General features: G+C 68.9%; 21 protein-coding genes. 8 read left to right on the plus strand and 13 right to left on the minus strand.

What is annotated here, in order from left to right:
• The first annotated feature begins 13 nt into the window (after nt 1-13).
• Nucleotides 14-631, plus strand: a complete 618-nt coding sequence (locus tag F9C12_RS21250) for a TetR/AcrR family transcriptional regulator (protein WP_409467045.1) — start codon at nt 14-16, stop codon at nt 629-631.
• On the opposite strand, the gene F9C12_RS21255 is transcribed toward F9C12_RS21250, so the two are convergent.
• Nucleotides 612-1,556, minus strand: coding sequence for a helix-turn-helix transcriptional regulator (locus F9C12_RS21255; RefSeq protein ID WP_409461602.1), 945 nt, complete (start codon nt 1,554-1,556; stop codon nt 612-614). The two genes, F9C12_RS21250 and F9C12_RS21255, sit on opposite strands and share 20 nt — an antisense overlap.
• Nucleotides 1,557-1,618: 62 nt before the next feature.
• Between F9C12_RS21255 and F9C12_RS21260 the strand changes: the two genes are divergently transcribed.
• The 3 genes from F9C12_RS21260 to F9C12_RS21270 are packed head-to-tail and all read left to right on the plus strand — an operon-like array spanning nt 1,619 to nt 3,126.
• A complete protein-coding gene (locus F9C12_RS21260; protein ID WP_409461603.1) occupies nt 1,619-2,011 on the plus strand; it encodes a RidA family protein in 393 nt (130 codons plus the stop codon).
• Nucleotides 2,008-2,412 (plus strand): SRPBCC domain-containing protein, encoded by a 405-nt coding sequence (locus F9C12_RS21265; protein ID WP_409461604.1) that lies wholly within the window; start codon nt 2,008-2,010, stop codon nt 2,410-2,412. The genes F9C12_RS21260 and F9C12_RS21265 overlap by 4 nt, the downstream gene beginning before the upstream one ends.
• Before the next feature lie 54 nt (nt 2,413-2,466).
• Nucleotides 2,467-3,126: a haloacid dehalogenase type II gene (locus F9C12_RS21270; RefSeq protein ID WP_409461605.1), complete on the plus strand. Its 660-nt coding sequence runs from the start codon at nt 2,467-2,469 to the stop codon at nt 3,124-3,126.
• Here F9C12_RS21270 and F9C12_RS21275 read toward each other — a convergent pair.
• The 3 genes from F9C12_RS21275 to F9C12_RS21285 all read right to left on the minus strand — a co-directional run bounded on the left by F9C12_RS21275 (nt 3,116) and on the right by F9C12_RS21285 (nt 5,703).
• A complete protein-coding gene (locus tag F9C12_RS21275; protein ID WP_409467046.1) occupies nt 3,116-4,069 on the minus strand; it encodes an NADP-dependent oxidoreductase in 954 nt (317 codons plus the stop codon). The two genes, F9C12_RS21270 and F9C12_RS21275, sit on opposite strands and share 11 nt — an antisense overlap.
• Before the next feature lie 185 nt (nt 4,070-4,254).
• Nucleotides 4,255-4,689 (minus strand): SRPBCC family protein, encoded by a 435-nt coding sequence (locus F9C12_RS21280; protein WP_409461606.1) that lies wholly within the window; start codon nt 4,687-4,689, stop codon nt 4,255-4,257.
• Between the two features lie 96 nt (nt 4,690-4,785).
• Nucleotides 4,786-5,703, minus strand: a complete 918-nt coding sequence (locus F9C12_RS21285; RefSeq protein WP_409461607.1) for an ABC transporter substrate-binding protein — start codon at nt 5,701-5,703, stop codon at nt 4,786-4,788.
• A gap of 140 nt (nt 5,704-5,843) precedes the next feature.
• On the opposite strand from F9C12_RS21285, the gene F9C12_RS21290 reads away from it, so the two are divergent.
• Nucleotides 5,844-6,536, plus strand: coding sequence for an ABC transporter permease (locus tag F9C12_RS21290; protein ID WP_409461608.1), 693 nt, complete (start codon nt 5,844-5,846; stop codon nt 6,534-6,536).
• Nucleotides 6,533-7,246 (plus strand): ABC transporter permease, encoded by a 714-nt coding sequence (locus tag F9C12_RS21295; RefSeq protein WP_409183649.1) that lies wholly within the window; start codon nt 6,533-6,535, stop codon nt 7,244-7,246. The genes F9C12_RS21290 and F9C12_RS21295 overlap by 4 nt, the downstream gene beginning before the upstream one ends.
• On the opposite strand, the gene F9C12_RS21300 is transcribed toward F9C12_RS21295, so the two are convergent.
• The 5 genes from F9C12_RS21300 to F9C12_RS21320 form a co-directional block, all read right to left on the minus strand.
• Nucleotides 7,200-8,660, minus strand: a complete 1,461-nt coding sequence (locus F9C12_RS21300; protein WP_409467047.1) for an aromatic amino acid lyase — start codon at nt 8,658-8,660, stop codon at nt 7,200-7,202. The genes F9C12_RS21295 and F9C12_RS21300 overlap by 47 nt on opposite strands.
• 244 nt (nt 8,661-8,904) lie before the next feature.
• The gene (locus tag F9C12_RS21305; protein WP_409183650.1) at nt 8,905-9,450 is read right to left on the minus strand and encodes a YbaK/EbsC family protein; all 546 of its coding nucleotides are present in this window, start codon (nt 9,448-9,450) and stop codon (nt 8,905-8,907) included.
• Nucleotides 9,451-9,481: 31 nt separating this feature from the next.
• Complete coding sequence (locus tag F9C12_RS21310; RefSeq protein ID WP_409186813.1) at nt 9,482-9,775, minus strand: DUF2516 family protein; 294 nt, start codon at nt 9,773-9,775, stop codon at nt 9,482-9,484.
• 995 nt (nt 9,776-10,770) lie between these two features.
• Complete coding sequence (locus F9C12_RS21315) at nt 10,771-11,460, minus strand: hypothetical protein (protein WP_409461609.1); 690 nt, start codon at nt 11,458-11,460, stop codon at nt 10,771-10,773.
• Nucleotides 11,457-11,852 (minus strand): helix-turn-helix domain-containing protein, encoded by a 396-nt coding sequence (locus tag F9C12_RS21320; RefSeq protein WP_037807545.1) that lies wholly within the window; start codon nt 11,850-11,852, stop codon nt 11,457-11,459. The genes F9C12_RS21315 and F9C12_RS21320 overlap by 4 nt, the downstream gene beginning before the upstream one ends.
• Before the next feature lie 140 nt (nt 11,853-11,992).
• Between F9C12_RS21320 and tgmC the strand changes: the two genes are divergently transcribed.
• Entirely contained in the window at nt 11,993-13,132 is a 1,140-nt protein-coding gene (gene tgmC / locus F9C12_RS21325) for an ATP-grasp peptide maturase system methyltransferase (protein WP_409461610.1), read from the plus strand.
• 252 nt (nt 13,133-13,384) lie between these two features.
• Here the strand turns inward: tgmC and F9C12_RS21330 are convergent, their stop codons facing one another.
• The 3 genes from F9C12_RS21330 to F9C12_RS21340 are packed head-to-tail and all read right to left on the minus strand — an operon-like array spanning nt 13,385 to nt 14,795.
• A complete protein-coding gene (locus F9C12_RS21330; RefSeq protein ID WP_409461611.1) occupies nt 13,385-14,026 on the minus strand; it encodes an AAA family ATPase in 642 nt (213 codons plus the stop codon).
• 1 nt (nt 14,027) lies between these two features.
• Nucleotides 14,028-14,366, minus strand: a complete 339-nt coding sequence (locus F9C12_RS21335) for a zf-TFIIB domain-containing protein (RefSeq protein WP_409467048.1) — start codon at nt 14,364-14,366, stop codon at nt 14,028-14,030.
• Between the two features lie 60 nt (nt 14,367-14,426).
• Nucleotides 14,427-14,795: a VOC family protein gene (locus F9C12_RS21340; RefSeq protein WP_409467049.1), complete on the minus strand. Its 369-nt coding sequence runs from the start codon at nt 14,793-14,795 to the stop codon at nt 14,427-14,429.
• A gap of 95 nt (nt 14,796-14,890) precedes the next feature.
• Here F9C12_RS21340 and F9C12_RS21345 point away from each other — a divergent pair, with 95 nt between their 5' ends.
• Entirely contained in the window at nt 14,891-15,358 is a 468-nt protein-coding gene (locus tag F9C12_RS21345; protein ID WP_409183656.1) for a CGNR zinc finger domain-containing protein, read from the plus strand.
• Between the two features lie 1,072 nt (nt 15,359-16,430).
• Here the strand turns inward: F9C12_RS21345 and F9C12_RS21350 are convergent.
• Nucleotides 16,431-17,729, minus strand: a complete 1,299-nt coding sequence (locus tag F9C12_RS21350) for a DUF445 domain-containing protein (RefSeq protein ID WP_409183657.1) — start codon at nt 17,727-17,729, stop codon at nt 16,431-16,433.
• Nucleotides 17,730-17,736 lie beyond the last annotated feature (7 nt).

A 17,736-nucleotide genomic window follows, 5' to 3' on the forward strand; every position in this document is an offset into this window, starting at 1 on the left:
TGTGACGCACGACATGGCGGCGCAGTACCACCATCGCAATCTGCGCGCCGAGCTCGTGCGCGTCTCGCTCGAGCTGATCGCGGAGAACGGAATCGCCGGGTTCTCGGTCGCGGAAGCCGCCCGGCGGGCGAAGGTCTCCGCCGCCGCGCCGTACCGGCATTTCCCGGACCGCGCGGCGTTGCTGGCCGCGGTCGGCACGGTCGCCGCCCGCCAGCTTCGCGAACTCGCCGAGGAGGCAGCGGCTGCCGAGACCGACGACGGTGCCGCGCTGGCCGCCGTCGCAGCCGCGCACACCAAGTACCTGATCGACACCCGGATCGGCTTGCATGTCTTCTTCGCCTCGGAGCTGGCCGACGTGCAGTACGTCGAGCTGCACGAGGCCCGCCGCGAACTGGTCGACGCGTCGCTGCTGCGCTGTCTCGCGATCGCGCCGGACCCGGCGACCGCGCTGGAACTGATGGAGCAGCTCCACACCCAGGCTTACGGCTACGGCGATTTCTACCTCAACGGCGTCTACCAATGGCTTGGCTACCCGACGGAGCAGGTCGTGGCCAAGTCGCGGCGGGCGGCGCGGATCGTGATCGAGGCTTACCGCGCGGGCGATCCGGCGATCAGTCCGGCGGAGTGGTGACGTAGCGGGCGGCCAGCCAGGAACCGAAGGCGTGCAACCGATCGGTGAGCGCGGCCGGTTCGACGACGTCGAAATCCACGTCCAGGCAGGCCAGCCAGCGGGCGGCCCAGTCGAGATCGTCGGTGCCGAACCGGAGTTCGCATTCGTCGCCGTCCTCGACCACGGTGGCCACGCTCGGGTCGACAAGCTCCCGGACCAGCTCGGCTGACGTGTGCACCCGGACCCGGACGCGATGCCGCCACCCCGCGTCGGCGAGCAGATCGGCCACAGTGGACAGTGGCTCCGGCGCGGGCAGCTTGATCCCGAGCGGCTGCACCGCTTCGATCCGGTCCACCGCAAAGGTTTTCCACTCGCTTGTCCCGCGTGGACAAGCGACGAGGTACCACTGCCGCCGCATCGTCAGGAGTCGATCTGGCTGCACGTCAACGGGTTTCGCCGTCGGCGCGGCCAAGGCCCGATGCCGGATCCGTACCGCTTCACCAGCCCGGCAGGCCAACGCGAGCGGCACCAGAATGTCGCGCGCAGATTTCCGGAATGGCTTGCCCGGCAACGATTCCACGTTCGCGAGCGCGGCCAGCCGGCCCTGCCAGCGCGTCGGCACCACCTGGGTCAGCTTGGCCAGCGCGGTCACCGTGGCGGTTTCCAGCCCGTCGACCGCCACCGCGGCCTGCAGGCCGAGCGAAACCGCGGCGACCTCGTCCGCGTCCAGCAGCAGCGGCGGCATCGCGGTGCCGTGCGCGAGCCGGTAACCGCCGGCCCGGCCCGGTTCGCCGTCGATGCGGTAGCCGAGTTCGCGCAGCTGGGCGATGTCGCGCCGGGTGGTGCGCTCGGTGACGCCGAGCCGGGCCGCGAGGTCGGTGGCGGAGATGCCCGGACGCGCCTGCAGCAGGGCCAGCGTCTCCAGGCGACGGCTCGTCGTGGTCATGGTCTCGATTCTCGCGCAAACTAGGACAGAATCCGACCGGGTATCCGGTCATACTCGTTCTCATGACTCAGCTGCTCCGCCCCGAAGGGCTCGTCCAGTCCCCCGCCTTCACCCACGTCGCCGTCGTCCCGCCGGGCGCGACCACGATCTACGTCGGCGGCCAGAACGCGGTAGACGCCAGCGGGAAGCTTGTCGGCGGCTCCGACGTCGCCGCGCAGGTCGAGCGGGTGATGGCCAACCTGAAAACCGCCTTGGCTGCCGGGGGCGCGACCGTTCAGGATGTGGTGCTGCTGAACATCCTGCTGGTCGCGGACGTCGATCTCGCCAAGGCTTATCCCGTCGCCGCCGCGGCGCTGGCGGGCGCGACGCCGCCGGTGACCGCCCAGCGGGTCGCGGGGCTCGCCGTACCGGGCGCGCTCGTCGAGGTCAGCGCGATCGCGACGGTGCCCCGATGAGCGTCGGGCTGACCAAGGACGCGGGCTGGCAGATCGGGGTGTCGAAGACGATCGGCCGCTCCGCCGAGGACGTCTGGGACTTCATCACCTCGCCCGCGGGCGTGGCGATCTGGCTCGGTGAGGGGGTGACCGTCCAAGCCGAACCGGGTGTCGGCTACGAGACCGCCGACGGAATCCGCGGCGAGACGCGCAGTTTCCGCGAGCTGGACCGGATCCGGCTCACCTGGCAGCCGGCCGGCTGGTCGCACGAGACGACGCTGCAGCTGGCCGTCCGCGCTAGCGGCCCGGACAAGGCGATGCTGCGCATTCACCAGGAACGGCTCGCCAACGCCGCCGAACGGGAGCAGCAGCGCCGCCATTGGCAGGGAGTTCTGACCGAACTGATCACCGCGCTTGCCTAGCCCGCGCCCGGCGGAGGACCCTGGTACGCGAGCGGTTCACCGGCAGGAGGCGCGATGCTGTGCGTGTTCGACGTCAACGAGACCCTGCTCGACCTGAAGGCGCTCGACCCGCTGTTCACCAAGCTCACCGGGAACCCGGAAGCCCGCCAGGAATGGTTCACCCTCGCGATTCACACCGTGCTCACGGTGACCGCGACCGGCCAGTACCGCGATTTCGCGCAGATCGCCGGAGAGGCCGCGGCCGCCGTGTGCGCCCGGCACGGGCACGAGCTGACCGACCTCGAACTGGTGAAGGTCGGCGACGGCCTGCGCGCGCTGCCCGCGCACGCCGACGTCGTGCCCGGCCTTGACCGTTTGCGCCAGGCCGGGCACCAGGTCGTCGCCCTCACGAATTCGCCGCTCGCGACCGCGGAAGCGCAGCTGCACAACGCAGGCCTGGCAACGAAATTCGACCGGATCTTCTCCGCGCAGCAAGTCAGCAGGCTCAAGCCCGCGCCCGAGCCGTACCTTCAGGTGCTGCGTGCCTTCGGCGCGGAACCCGGCCAGGCGGTGCTGATCGCCGCGCACGGCTGGGACATCGCCGGGGCACAAGCAGCGGGACTCCGGACCGCGCTGCTCGCGCGTCCCGGAGTCCATCCGCTGCCCGGGCTGCCCGCCGCGACCTACACCGCGGCGACGCTGCCCGAGCTGGCCGACGCGATCGTCAGGAGCTGAGGCGCACCAGCATCTTTCCGGTGTTCGCCCCGCTGAGCAGACCGAGGAAGGCCTCCGGCGCGTTGCGGATACCGTCCACAAAGGTCTCCGAGTACTTGATCTCCCCGGACGCGACGAGCGGCGCGACCTCGGCCACGAACTCCTGCATCAGGTGCCAGTGGTCCAGCACGAGCAGGCCGCGCATGGTGATCCGCTTCGCGATGAGCTGCACCAGGTTGCGCGGGGCCGGGGTCGGCTCGGTGGCGTTGTACTGCGAGATCATGCCGCAGATGGCGATCCGGCCGTGCAGGTTCATCGACGCGATCGCGGCTTCCAGGTGCTCGCCGCCGACGTTGTCGAAGTAGACGTCGATGCCTTCCGGAGCGGCCGCGGCTAGCTGCTCGGCGACCGGGCCGTCCTTGTAGTTGAAAGCGGCGTCGAAGCCGAGGTCTTCGGTGAGGTGGCGGACCTTCTCCGCCGAACCCGCGCTGCCGATCACGCGCTTGGCGCCCTTGAGCCGCGCCAGCTGGCCGACGAGCGAGCCGACCGCACCGGCCGCGCCGGAGACGAAAACCGTGTCGCCGGGCTTGAATTCCGCGCTCACCAACAGGCCGGCGTACGCGGTCAGGCCCGGCATGCCGAGCACGCCGAGGTAGGTCGAAAGCGGCGCGACGGAATCGTCCACTTTGACCGCTCGCTTGGCGTCGAGCACCGCGTGCGTGCGCCAGCCCGCCTGGTGCAGCACGTGGTCGCCGACCGCGAAGTCGTCCACTGTGGACTCGATGACCTCGCCGACCGCGCCGCCCTGCATGGCCTCGCCCACCACGAACGGCGGCGAGTAGGACTTCACGTCGTTCATCCGGCCGCGCATCGCCGGGTCGACGCTCATCACCAGGTTGCGCACCAGGATCTGCCCGGGACCCGGCTTAGGCACCTCGGTCTCGACGATGTCGAAATTGTCCATGGTCGGGACGCCGTGCGGACGGGCCGCGAGCCGGATCTCGGTCGCCTTGGCGGGCGTTGCGGGTGCGTTCACCGTCGAACTCCGTTTCGTTCAAGCTGGACTGAAGCGGGGCGCGCGCCCCGGCTATCCGGCCAACGGAGAAACCGGGGCGCGCATTCCGATTGTCCCCGGAGTTGTGGCAAGCGCTACACGATCTCCGCGAGCTTGCCGAGCACGCCCTCGTAGATCTTCTTCAGCCCGCCCGGCGCGAACGTCTTCTCGAAGAACCCGCCGATGCCGCCCGCGCCGTCCCAGCTGGTCTGGATGCGGACCAGCGAACCCGCGCCGGACCCGGTGACCGTCCAGGTGGTGACCATGCTGGAGTTCGCGTCGGTCTCGACGAAGGTGCCCGGCGACGGCTCGGTCACCGTGGCCGCGACGTCGCGCACGCGCTTGGACGTGGCCTGCAGCTTCCAGCGGGCCTTCGTGCCGGCGCCGACGCCGCCTTCGGTGACCTCGTAGTCGCGGTAGTGCTCGGTGAGCAGCTTCGGCCGGGTCTCGGCGTAGTCCGCGACCAGCTCACGCACGCGTTCCACCGGCGCGTCGATCGTGCGCTCCGCGGTGGCCGTGACCTTGCCCATGTCGTTTCCTCCTCGGGGTTCCGCCGAGGCCACCTTCGCACATGGGGGTGGTGAGCGGCGATCCCGGTTCTTACCGTGATCGCCGCTCACGACGGCTCAGCCCAGCCCCTGCTGCTTCAGCCAGTCCTTCGCCACGTCCGCGGCCGGCTCGCCGTCCGCGTCGACGCGCTTGTTCAGCTCGCGCATGCCGTCGGTGGTGAGCTTCGCGCTGACCGCGTTGACGACGTTCGCGAAGTCCGCACCGCGCTCGTCGAGCACCTTCTTGTTCACCGCGGGCACCACGTTCTCGGTGGGCACGATGGCGAGGTCGTCCTTGAGCGCGACGTACTGCGGGTCGCCGACCAGCGGGCTGACCGAGTCGACCGGGATCACCGTGACCGCGCCGGAGTTGAGCTGCTGCACGCGCGGCCCGGCCTCCTGCACGGTCTGGAAGGTGATGTTCGTCAGCTGGTAGACGTCCTTGAAGCCCTTGAAGCAGGGCAGCCGCTTCTCGCACTCCGGCGCACCGGCCATCACGACCTTGTCGAGCTTCTTCAGGTCGCTGATCGACGCGATGCCCTTCGACTTCGCCAGGTCGGCCTTCACGAGGTAGGTGTTCTTGTCCTCGGCCGCCGCGTAGTTCAGCAGCCCGACGCCCTCCGGCGCGAAAAGCTTCTCCAGCTGTTCGTGCTCGGACTTGGCGTCCTTGGTCGCTTCCTTGCCGAAGCCGGTCGTGATCGCCGCGCCCTGGTACTCCGGCAGGAACTGCAGTTCGCCGGATTTCAGCGACGGGTAGACCAGCTCCCGCGAGCCGAGGTTCAGCTTCCGGGTGACCGGATAGCCCTTGGCCTCCAGCGCGCCCGCGTAGATCTCGGCCAGGATCTGGCTGTCGGTGAAGTTGAACGAGGCGACGACGATCGGAGCGCCGCCCTTGCTCGGCGCGGCCGGCTGGTCGCTTCCCCCACCGCACGCGGTCAAACCGAGCGCTGCCGTCGCCAGCAGCGCGGCCACTCGGATGGTCCGGGTCCAGCGCACGTGTCCCCACACTCCTCAGTTCACTCGTTAGTGGGAATGGACCCTAACCTCGACCCCCGACAGAAACCACTGGTGAGGAATCCTCGCCACGGAATCTCACGAGGCGGAATAATGTCGCTCGATCGGGGTAAGGTCGCGCCGTGCACGCGTCCGTGACCCCGCTGCTGGCCGACAGCAGCCGTCCCCTCTTCGAATGGCGTTGGGTGGAACGCAACGCTGACGCGATTCTTCAGCGGCTCGGCGAGCACATCGCCCTCACCGCGACTGCGCTCGGCGTCGGCCTCGTGCTCTCGCTCGCGCTGGCCACGCTGTGCCTGCGCTACCGCTGGTTCTATCCGTTCGTGGTCGGCGCGGCGGGCGCGCTCTACGTGATCCCGAGCCTGGGCGCGTTCGCGCTGCTGGTTCCGTTGCTTGGGTTCTCCTTCGCCACGTCGGTCATCCCGCTCGCGACGTACACGCTGCTGATCCTGATCCGCAACATCGTGACCGGCGTGCAGCAGGTGCCGACCGAAGTGCGCGAAGCCGCGGTCGGCATGGGCTTCACGCCGCGGCGGCTGTTGTGGCAGGTGGAGCTGCCGCTGGCGCTGCCGGTCGTGATCGCCGGGCTGCGGGTGGCCGCGGTGACGACGATCGGCCTGGTCACCGTCACGTCGCTGCTCGGCAAGGGCGGGCTCGGCTACTTCATCCGGGCCGGCATCCAGACGACGGTCCCGAATCCGAGCCCGATCATCGTCGGCGTCGTGTTGTCGATCGCGCTCGCCGTGCTGGTCGATTTGCTGCTGTGGCTGAGCGAACGCGCGCTGGCCCCGTGGGCGCGGAGGTCCGTGCGATGAGCTTTTTCGAGCAGCTGAGCCACTGGCTCGCCGACCCGAACCGCTGGAGCTGGACCGATCCGGCCGGGATTCCGTTCCGGACGGTGCAGCATCTGTGGTTTTCCGCGCTGGCGCTCGTGCTTTCGATCATCCTGACCGTCCCGCTCGCGCTGGTCCTCGGGCACTACCGGCGCGGCCAGTTCCTGGCCAGCAGCGCGGTGAACATCGGGCGCGCGATCCCGAGCTTCGGGCTGATCATCCTGTTCTGGTTCCTGGCCAGCCGCTGGGGCGCGAACACGGACTTCTGGCCGCTGCTGCTCGCGCTGGTCGCGCTGGCGCTGCCGCCGCTGTTCACCAACACCTACGCCGGCGTGGTGCAGGTCGAGCAGGACGTGGTCGACGCGGCGCGCGGCACCGGATATCGCGAATGGCAGATCATGCTGCGGGTGGAACTGCCGCTGGCGTCGCCGGTGATCGTGGCCGCCGCGCGAGTCGCGTTCCTGCAACTGGTCGCGACGGTCGCGATCGGCGCGATCGTCAACGACGGCGGCGGGCTGGGCCGGTACATCGTGGACGGTTTCGCCCTCGGCGAGCAGGGTCACGGCGAAATCTTCGGCGGCGGCCTGGCGGTGGTGCTCCTGGCGTTGGTGTGCGAGGGGTTGTTCGCGCTGCTGACCAAGCTGGCTACGCCTCGTGGTTTGGCGCTCCAGCAGGCCCGTCGGGACTCGTGAGCGGCGATCCCGGTTCTAACCGTGATCGCCACTCACGACACACCTCGGCGAGCTTGTCGATTTCCGGCCCCAGCGAACGGTCGACCACCACCGGCTCGATCCTCGCCGCGAGCCAGGCGTACGTGTCGCGGAGCTTCGGCGCGCCTGGGGTTTCGAGGAGACACCGCGCCTGCCGTCCGGCGATCAGCTCGCACGCGGTGATGGCGAAGAAGTGTCCGATGACGGCCTCGAGTTCGGCTCCGGCCTGGCTGGCAAACGCTTGCACATCCTCCTGACCAGCGGAAGTGTCGAGCGACCCAAGCGTCGCCGGAGCAGCCAGCCGACGCATCGCGTGCAACTCGCCAGCCGCGCGTTTGTGCAACGGCGTAAGCCCGGCCTGCGGCCCCGGATCCACCGCGAGCTGCGGCGGCAGACCGCTGAACTGCGGGTCAAGCAGGCGATGAAGGCGCTGTACCGAGACCTCCGCCGCGTGCACGAGCGCTGCCTTGACCGCGTCCATCCGAAGCCCGAGCGCCGCCGCGTGGTAGCCGGTCGTCGGGACGAACTCGCCGTTCACGAAACCCGGTGAGTCCGCCGGTGTCTCCCAAGATTCGTGGAGAGTTTCCCGCAGTTCCGCGACGGTCTGGCTGACGTATTCGAGCACCTTCGGCCCGACGCGCACCGAGATCGGCGCCTGCACGACTCCTGGTCTCGTGGCACCTCCTTCGATGAGCCTCTCGATACGGGTGCCGCGGTAAATCGCTTGCGGCACACCAAGAACGTCCACGGTGATCGCCGCGCAGAGCGTCTGCCAATCGATCAGCCGACGCAGCCTCTTGCCGCAGACCCACGCGTACGCCTCGGCCAGCGGCGAGCCTTGGATCAGACTCGCCCCTTCCTTGGGACCAAGCACAAACGGCCTGACTCCGCGCCGACGTAACGCTTCCGCCGCCGGCATCTCGGCACCTTCTTCGAGGACCGTGCCGAGCCCGACGAAGGTCTGGAACGCGTGCGCGAGCGGGATGATCTCGCCCGCACTGCCAAGGCTGTCGCGCGGAACGGCCGGAAGGAACCCGTCGTTGATCCGGTCCGCGAGGAAGAGGACCAGCTCGGGACTGACCGCCGCGTCCCCGCGGAGAAACCCGCGCAACCGCATCCGCAGCAACGCCCGAGTCAACTCCGCCGACAACCACGGCTTGCCGCCAACCGCCCGGCCGACCAGCAGATTCCGCTGATGACGGCTCTGTTGCTCAGCGGTGAGCCGGGTTCCCGAGAGACGCCCCATACCGGTGTTGACGCCGTAGACCGGACGGTCTTCGTTCAGCGCGGACAGCATCGCCTCGCGCTGCTGCTTGAGCACTTCGAGAACGGCCGGGCTGACCTTGATCGGCGCTTCGGCATCCAGTGCGGCCGTCTCGCACTCCTGCTTGAGCACCTCGAGAACAGCCGGGCTGATCTCGACCGGCGCTTCAGCGTTCTGCGCGGCCGTCTCGCGCTCCTGCCTACGCCACTCGAGAACAGCCGGACCGACCTCGACCGGCGCTTCAGCGTTCTGCACGGCCGTCTCGCACTCCTGCCTGCGCACCTCGAGAACAGCCGGGCTGCCCCCGATTGGCGCTTCAGCATTCTGCGCGGCCATCTCGCTCTCGGCCGGACTTGATTCGTCCACTATGGACAGTTCAGCGCGCGAGCCCGTCGATGACCTCCGCGTTCGGCAGCCCCGCGAGCGCCGCGCCGGAGATCAGGAGCTTGCTGCCGCGGATCCCGCTGCCGATCACCAGCTCCGGCGCGTCCGCGACGGCCTGGTCGATGAGGATCGGCCAGTCCGCGGGCAGCCCGACGGGCGTGATGCCGCCGTACTCCATGCCGGTGAGGGAAACGGCCTCGTCCATCGGCGCGAAAGACGCCTTGCGCACGTCGAGCCGACGCTTGATGACGCCGTTGACGTCGGCGCGAGTCGTCGCGAGCACGAGCGCCGCGGCGAACCGAACCTCCCCGGCCCGCTTGCCGGCGACGACGACACAGTTCGCGGACGCGGCCAACGGCGACCCGTACGCCTCGCAGAACGCGGCGGTGTCAGCGAGTTCCGGATCGATCTCGGTAACGCCGAGTTCGTCCGGCGCGGGCATCGCGGCGAGCGCCTTGGCGACGGGCTCGGCGAGCAGGTCAGGACGAGTCGGGGCGGGGACGACAGTGAGGCTTCCAGCGATAGTCCAGGTGGTCACCGGCCCGAATGTAATCCGCCCGGCCCGACGATCACCAGTTGCGGTGGCCCCGCTGCACCTCGATGAGCTTCGGCCGCACGTCGACGATGTAGACGAGCGCCGCCGCCATCGCGGGCACCCAGAAGATGAACCCGGGCCCCTGGATCTGGAACAGCACCAGGGCGAGCGTGGCCCCGCCGGTGATCAGCATCCAGATCGGCTTGGTCTTGCGGTCGGCCGCCGAGTACGCGTCAGCCCGCTGCAGCAGCGCGTGAACGAAGGCGAAGAGCCCGACCAAGGCGCTGCCCCAGTGGATGACCTCGAGGATCCATTCGGCAACCAGCACGACGCCCAGCTTACGGCAAACCGCCCACGCCGCCCGCTCCCCCAAAACCCGGCATCGCGACGTGACTGCTGGTCAGGGTCAGGTTGAGCGGGTCGGCCGCGGTTGACCCCGCCACGGGAATCAGGGTGACAACGGTCACTCCGGAGGACCACTTCGACAGCCGCCGGGTGCCTGCCGGGGTTTTGGCGACCAGGTCGAGCCTGAACCTTGCTCGGCTTAGGTCGAACCCACCGTTTCACCGCGAGCTTAGGTCCGACCTAATGACGGCTCCCGCAAGCTAGGCCGAGCTCACCAATGCCTCACCCCAGCTAGGTCGAGCCCAACGACACTCACCCCGATCTAGGCCGAACCCAACGAGACTCGCCCCAAGCTAGGTCCAGCCCAACAATGCCCCACCAAGTTAGAGGACCGCCAAATTAGGCCCGGCCCAATAACGCGCCACCAAGTTGGACCGAACCCACCAACACGCCACCAAAGCTAGACCCGGCCCAACGCCGCTCGCTCGAGCTAGGTCGGACCCAACAACGCCCGGCCCTAGCTAGGCCGAACCCAACAACGCCCGGCCCAAGCTGGGCCGAACCCAACGACACCCGGCCCAAGCTAGGTCGGACCCACCAACGCCCGACCCAAGCTGGGCCGGACCCACCAACGCCCGACCCAAGCTGGGCCGGACCCACCAACGCCCGACCCAAGCTAGGCCGAACCCAACAACGCACCCCCCCGGGCTAGGCCGAACCCACCAACCCCCGCCCCGAGCTAGGCCCGACCCATCCTCCCCGCCGCCCATCCCTGGCCGCCCGAGCAGCCCGGCCCCGCCCCGAAACCGCCGCGCCGAACCCTCCCCAAAACAGCACACGGCGGCCGGGTCAAACCTCGACCCGGCCGCCGTACGACCCCTCGATTTTCAATTCTCGCCCTCGGCGACCCCGGCGCGAACCGAGCCGCCCCCACGATCAGAGCACCGAAGCGCCCAAACCGCAGTCAGTGCTTCTCCGTCACTTCTCCGTCTTCGGCGCGGCCGGCTTCTTCGCGTTCGCCGGCGTGCTCGTGCTCGTGGTCGTGCGACGAGCCGGGGAGGCGGTCTTCGGCGCGGTGCGGTTCGCCGCCTTGCGGGCCACCGACCGGGTCTCGTGCGCGACGTTCTCGCCGATTTCCTCGACGGCGTCCGCGGTCTCACCAGCCACCTCGGTCACCTTGCGGGCGGCCTTCTCGCCGGCCGAGCGGGTGCGCTTGGTGACCTTCGCCAGCACGCCGTCGACGCGCTCGCGGGTCTCCTCGGTCAGGTCCTCGACGCGCTCCTGCGCGGCAGTCAGCGCGTCTTCCAGCTGCTCAAGGGCCTTCTTGACCTGCGGCTGCGCGGCGATCTTGTCCCACGCCTGCTCGCCGGACTCGGCCAGCTTGTTGTACAGCTTCAGCGCGGCCTCGGTGTACTCGTCGATGGCCTTGCGCAGCTCGGCCGGGTCGAGCTTCTCGCGGAGGCTCTCGACGTCGGTCGGCAGCTCCTCGAGGCCCTTGCGGGCGGCCTCGGTGTTCTTGGTGACGTTGGCGCGGGCCTTGGCGACCGCGTCGGTCACGGCCTGGCTGGCCAGGTTGCCCGCGCCGAGCGCGGCGAGCAGCGGGGTGCGGACCTGGTCGAGCGCGGTGCTGACGGCCTTGCGGACATCCTCGGTCTTGGGCGTGGTCATGCCGACTCCTCAGTGGTCTCTTGGGTGGTCTTAGGTGCGGTGTTCGCGGCGGCGTTTTCGCGCCGGAAGGACTCGTAGACGTCGAGCAGGACCTGCTTCTGCCGTTCGGTCAGCTCGGCGTCGGCGCGGATCGCGTCGCCGACCGGGCCGCCGGTCGGCAGGTCGAGAATCCCGGCCTGCACGTACAACGCTTCGGCCGAGATCCGCAGCCCTTTCGCGATCTGCTGCAGGATCTCCGCGCTGGGTTTGCGGACCCCGCGCTCGATCTGGCTCAGGTACGGATTGGACACTCCGGCGAGTTTCGACAGCTGGCGCAGCGAAATCTTCGCGGAGCTGCGCTGCTGGCGGATGTACTCGCCGATGTCGGAGGCGATGTCCGCGACCTTGTCCATCGGGCGCTGTGCTCCGCCGGGTTCTGTCATCCGGTCACCTCCTCGCGACCTACTCGACAGTACGCTCGCGTGCTAGCTATTGCAAGCACCCTGCTTGCAACCATCGGGTGTGCTTCCGCTCACCCCGTTACCCTGGGCTTATGCGGGCTCAACGGTTGCGCCGACGGCTGGTCCGGCACCTCGTCGAAGAGGACGTGCTGCACGATCCGGCCTGGACGGAAGCCTTCGCCACGGTCCCCCGGCACGCCTTCCTGCCGCGGTTTTTCGTGCCCGCGGGCAACCGCTGGGCGGCGGTCGACCGCGGCGATCCGGACTGGCTGGACCGCGTCTATTCGCGCGACGTCCTCGTCACCCAGCTCGACGACGACCCGGCGCTCTGGGACCGCGCCCGCGCGCACGGGCCGGTCCCCGGCACGCCGACCAGTTCGTCCAGCATGCCCGCGATCATGGCGATCATGCTGGAAGAACTCCTGGTCCGCGACGGCGATCGGGTACTGGAGATCGGCACCGGAACCGGATACAACGCGGGTTTGCTGTGCCACCGCTGCGGTTCCGGCCAAGTGTCCACAGTAGACATCGATCCGGTCCTCGCGGCCACCGCGCGGGAACGCCTTGCCTCCTGCGGCTACGCCCCCGCATGCGCCGTCGGCGACGGGGCGCTCGGTTTCCCGGCCGGAGTGCTTTTCGACCGGGTCCTGTGCACCGCGTCGGTAACCCGGATTCCCCTTGCCTGGCTGGAGCAAACCATCCCCGGCGGACATATCGTCACCACGCTGAACCGCCCGCTCGGCGGCGGACTCGTCCGCCTCACCGCCGGCGAAGGCACGACCGCCGAAGGCCAGGTCCTGGCCCGCGACGGCCGCTTCATGCCCCTGCGCGCCCATCGCCTGCCGCCGCTCGCGGAATTGCCGCCCGCGGACGACACGCAATGGCGGCCGACCAAGCTGTCGATGTCAGAGGTGCTTAAACCACAACGACATTTCGAGTTCTTCGCGTCGCTGGAACTGCCGGAGGTACGCCCGGTACACGTCGGCGTGGACGGCGCTTTCGCACTGTCCCATCCGGACGGTTCGTGGGCCCGCACCCGCCGCACGGACTCCGGTTTCGAGGTAGCGCAAGGAGGTCCGCGCGCGTTATGGGATCTGGCCGAGGACGCTCATCGCCGCTGGGAATCGCTGGGCCGCCCTGGCCGATCGCGCTTCGGTCTCACGGTGAGCAGCGAGGAACAGACTTTCTGGCTGGACGATCCGCAATCCGAAAACCGTTGGCCCTGCGGCTGATCCGCCGCCGATTCAACCCGCCAGCCCGCGCAGCAGCCCCTCCAGGTCACGCTCGCCGGCCCGCGTCTGCGCGCCCCGCGCCAGTCCTCCGCGAATCAGCGCTTCCGCCGCACTGCGTGAGCCGTTTGGCCGACTCTGTGACTGGACCGTCGAGCACAGGCGGAGATCCGCGACTGCCAACGGCGTTACGACGAGCGGGTCCGCGCGGAAGAGGCGTGAAGGGTGCCTAGGTCGAACCTAGGCACTTCCCGCTTACGCCCTAATTCCTAGGTCCGACCCAATTCTGGCCCGCACCCACTTCTCCACCGCGGTCACGACGTCGTCGAGCCGGGCTTCGGTGGTGTCGATGGACTCGACCTGCCCGCGTATCCACAGGTTGAACTCGAGCATTTCCTCGATCCGCGGCTCGTCCCACTCCCGCCACGCCGGCCGGGCGCGCAATCGGCGCCGGAGAGTCTCGTTGTCCGCGACCAGCGCGAGATAGTGCACGTCCGAGAAGAAAACGCGCTCTGGCAACGGTTCCAGCTCCTGCGGCGCGACCGTCCCGCACAGCACGACCGGCCGGCCGTTCTGATGCAGCATCGCCGCCATCCGCAGCCAGGCACCGCGAAACGCCGGATTTCCCGGGACGTCGTCACGCAGCGCGCCGGTCCACAGGACGTCCTGCTCCAGCACGAGAGCCTCGCCCGCCAACCGCTGCGCCAGCTTCGGCCCGACCGTCGATTTGCCGCCCGCGCTCGGCCCGGTCAACGCGAACAACGGCAGCCGCCGGCACGGCCACCGATGCCCGCATTCCGCGCACCGCAGGAGGTTCCCGTCGGCCTGTGGACAACTCGCTCGATCGCCACAGGCCGGACAGATCCGCAGGTCGAGCGCTACCGGAACGGTGGACAACTCAGTCGAAGAGGTTCTCGAGGAAGCTGCGCTTGCGGCGTCCGCCGTACGGCCGCGGCGAATCGCCGTAGCCGCCGCGGTACGGGCGCGGCGAGTCCGCGTGCCCGCCTCGGTAGGGGCGCGGCGAATCGGAATGCCCGCCCCGATACGGCCGGGGCGAATCCGAGTACCCGCCTTGATAAGGACGCGGCGAATCGGGACGGCCGTACGGCGGCTGCTGCTGCCGGTAGAAAGCGCTCTCCGCACCGGCGATCTGCTCCAGCTCGCCGCGGTCGAGGAAGATCCCGCGGCAGCCGTCGCACTGCTCGATGTGGACGCCGTTCTTGTCGACCGTGCGCATCACGTTCTGACACTTCGGACAAATCACGCAGCCGACCCTACGCGGATTCGCCGCGCCGTGTCAGCAGGCGCAGAGGCAGAACGGGTGGCCGACCGGGTCCGCGTACACGCGGAAGGTCTCCGGGGAATCGTCGAGCAGCTTCGCGCCCAGGCCGAGAACGCGCTGGTGAGCGGCCTCGAGGTCGGGGACGTCGAGGTCGAGATGCGCCTGCTGCGGCTGGTCCTGCCCCGGCCATTCGGGCGCGCGGTAATCGGCCACCCGCTGGAATTCCAGCCGGACGCCGCCGCGCGGGTCGACGAGCGTGGCCCAGTGGTTGTCCGGAGCGATCTTGGGTTCGTCCCACTCAAGCAGGGAACGATAGAAGCCGGCGAGCGCCCCCGGGTCCGGACAGTCGATCGCAACGCCGCCAAAAGTCGGAATCGCACCCATCATGTGCCCCATCCTCTCGTCGTCTCGTAACCAGTAAAGCGAGTATGTCGGTTAGGGAGCCAGGTCGCAATAGCTTTCGCCCGTACACTGGGCAGGTGCACACCGACGCTTCCCTGGTGGTCGCCTTTCTCAACACCGTCGACATCGAACGGGGCGACGACCTGCTGGACGATCCGGAGCTCTGGCGGCAGTGGGCCGCGGACCGCGACGTGACACCGAACGATCCCGCCGAAGCCCGCGCCGTACGGGACAGCCTGCGCGCCGCGGTCGGCGATCCGCGGCTGCCCGCGACCACGCTGGACGTCCCGCTCCGCTTCACCCTCACCGAAACCGGCCCGGCCTTGTTCACCCCGGACGCCGTCACCGCGACCCTGGCCGCGACCACCCGCCTGGCCATCCGCGGCGACTGGGTCCGCCTGAAGATCTGCCCCGCCGACGACTGCCTGTGGGCCTTCTTCGACGAATCCCGCAACCGCTCCCGCACCTGGTGCTCGATGCGGGTCTGCGGAAACCGCGAAAAAGCCCGCTCGTGGCGTGCCCGCACGGCGGCTGTGCACAACTAGGCCCCTGTGGACAACTTGTCCACACACACCACATGTGCACGTGCAGATGCCCCGGATCCCCACAAGTTGTGGACAGGGATTAGGCCATCACCGTGAATTCCTGTGGATAACCCCGGGGATAACTCAGCTTCCTGTGGACAACTGGTTTGAGCGGGCCGCCGCTGTGGTATAGGACTGCGCGCATTCGTCCGGGCACCCGCCGCACCCGCTCGCAGCTGGGGACCCACGCTCGGCACCACCGCTGAAGCGCCGGGGCACGCGTGCTTTCGGGCAGCGCTCCGCTGGCGTCACGGACAAGCAAGCGAGCGCGGACGCGGTGGGGAATCCCGCTCAACCACAACGAAATCCACCTCGATCGCCAGCGGGGATGCGGCAGCCGTCCCGAATCGCACCGGCTGGGCCAGCACAGCCGGCCACCGACCGACGAGTGCTGACCGCGAGCAGCCGATCCCCTCGCCATGCGGTTTTGGCATGTGCTGCACTACCCTGCGGCCTCCGCATGAGGCATGTGACGGACGCAGGGGCGATCGCCGAACATCTCCCCGCGCTCCTCCATCCGAAGCGAAGCGGCGAACGTGCGGGCGGTCGCCGAAGACCCTTTGACCCGCCTGGCGCAGAACGAAGCGGCAAGCGTGCGAGCAGTCGCCAAAGATCTCCCCCACGCGCCTCAGACCAGAACGAAACGGCAAGCATGCGAGCAGTCGCCGAAGACCCCTTCACCCGCCTGGCGCAGAACGAAGCGGCGGGCATGCGAGCAGCCGCCGAGCATCTCCCCCACGCGCCTCAGACCACAACGAAACGGCAAGCATGCAAGCAGTCGCCGAATATCTCCCTCACACGCCTCAGACCACAACGAAGCGCCGAGCATGCAAGCAGTCGCCGAAAACCCCTTCACCCGCCTGGCGCAGAACGAACCGGCGGGCATGCAAGCAGCCGCCAAACATCTCCCCCACACGTCCTCCATCCGGACCGAAATGGCGAGCCCGCGACCGACTTCCGCAGAGCACCGGGACGCCTACCCCGAACCGGCCCAACCACCCGTCCCCCGGCTACCCCGCGACGACCAGCGCCGTCAGAACAGCAACTGCGCCACCGCGTAAATCACCAGCCCGGCCAGCGCACCCACCACGGTCCCGTTGATCCGGATGAACTGCAGGTCCCTCCCGACCTGCAGTTCGATCTTCCGCGAGGTCTCCTCGGCGTCCCACCGTTCCACCGTGTCCGTGATGATCGTCGTGATCTCGCGGGAGTAGTGGGTCACCAGGTAGACCGCCGCGCCCTCGACCCAGCCGTCCACCTTCGAGGTCATCGTCGGGTCGTCCACCAGGCGTTTGCCCAGCGATTCCAGACCGCCGCGGACGCGCTGGCGCAGTTCGCTCGACGGGTCCTCCGCGGCGTTCAGCAGCATTTCCTTGGCCGTCGCCCAGGCGTTGCCGATCAGTTTCTGCACTTCGCCGTGGTTCACGATCTGGCCCTTGACCTGCTCGGCCCGTTCCATGGTCTTCGGGTCGGTCTGCAGGTCCTGCGCGAATTCGCCGAGGAACTTGTCCAGCGCGAGGCGCATCGGGTGGTTGACGTCCGTTTTCACGGCCCAGGCGAAGGTCAGGACCTCGCCGTACACCTTGTCCGCCAGCATTTCGTCGACGAACTTCGGCGACCAGCTCGGCGCGCGGTCCGAGACCACTCGCAGCATCGTCTGGTGGTTGTCCCGGACCCATTCATAGGCGCGGTCGCACATCAAATCCACCAGCTTGTGGTGCGCGCCGTCCTCGAAGACGCCCGCCAGGATTTTGCCGAGCGGCGGGCCCCACGGCTTGTCGATCACGCGCTTGACCACGGCCTGTTCCATGATCGCCTGCACGTCCTCGTCGCGGAGCACGGTCACCGCTCCGCGCACGACTGTCGCCAGTTCCGACGTCACGCGTTCCGCGTTGTCGCGTTGCGACAGCCAGCTGCCGAGCCTGCTGGCGACCTCGACACGGCGGAGCTTGTCGCGGATGACATCGGGAGACAGGAAGTTCGAGCCGACGAACTCGCCGAGGCTGTTGCCGAGCTGGTCCTTCTTGTTCGGGATGATCGCGGTGTGCGGAATGCGCAGGCCGAGCGGATGCCGGAACAGCGCGGTCACCGCGAACCAGTCCGCGAGCGCGCCGACCATGCCCGCCTCGGCCGCGGCGCGCACGTAGCCGACCCAGCCCGGCCAGCCCGCCGACTCCGCCCAGCTCGTCAGCAGGAACACGATCGTCGCGCCGAGCAGGAAGGACAGCGCGACCAGCTTCATCTTGCGCAGGCCGCGCCGTTTCGCCTCTTCGCCGGCGGCGCCGCCGGGCGGATCCGCGGGCGTGACCTTGGCAGGGGTGAGTTGCTCCACCCCGCCA

The sequence above is a fragment of the Amycolatopsis sp. GA6-003 genome, from assembly GCF_046267895.1.
Classification (GTDB): Bacteria; Actinomycetota; Actinomycetes; order Mycobacteriales; family Pseudonocardiaceae; genus Amycolatopsis.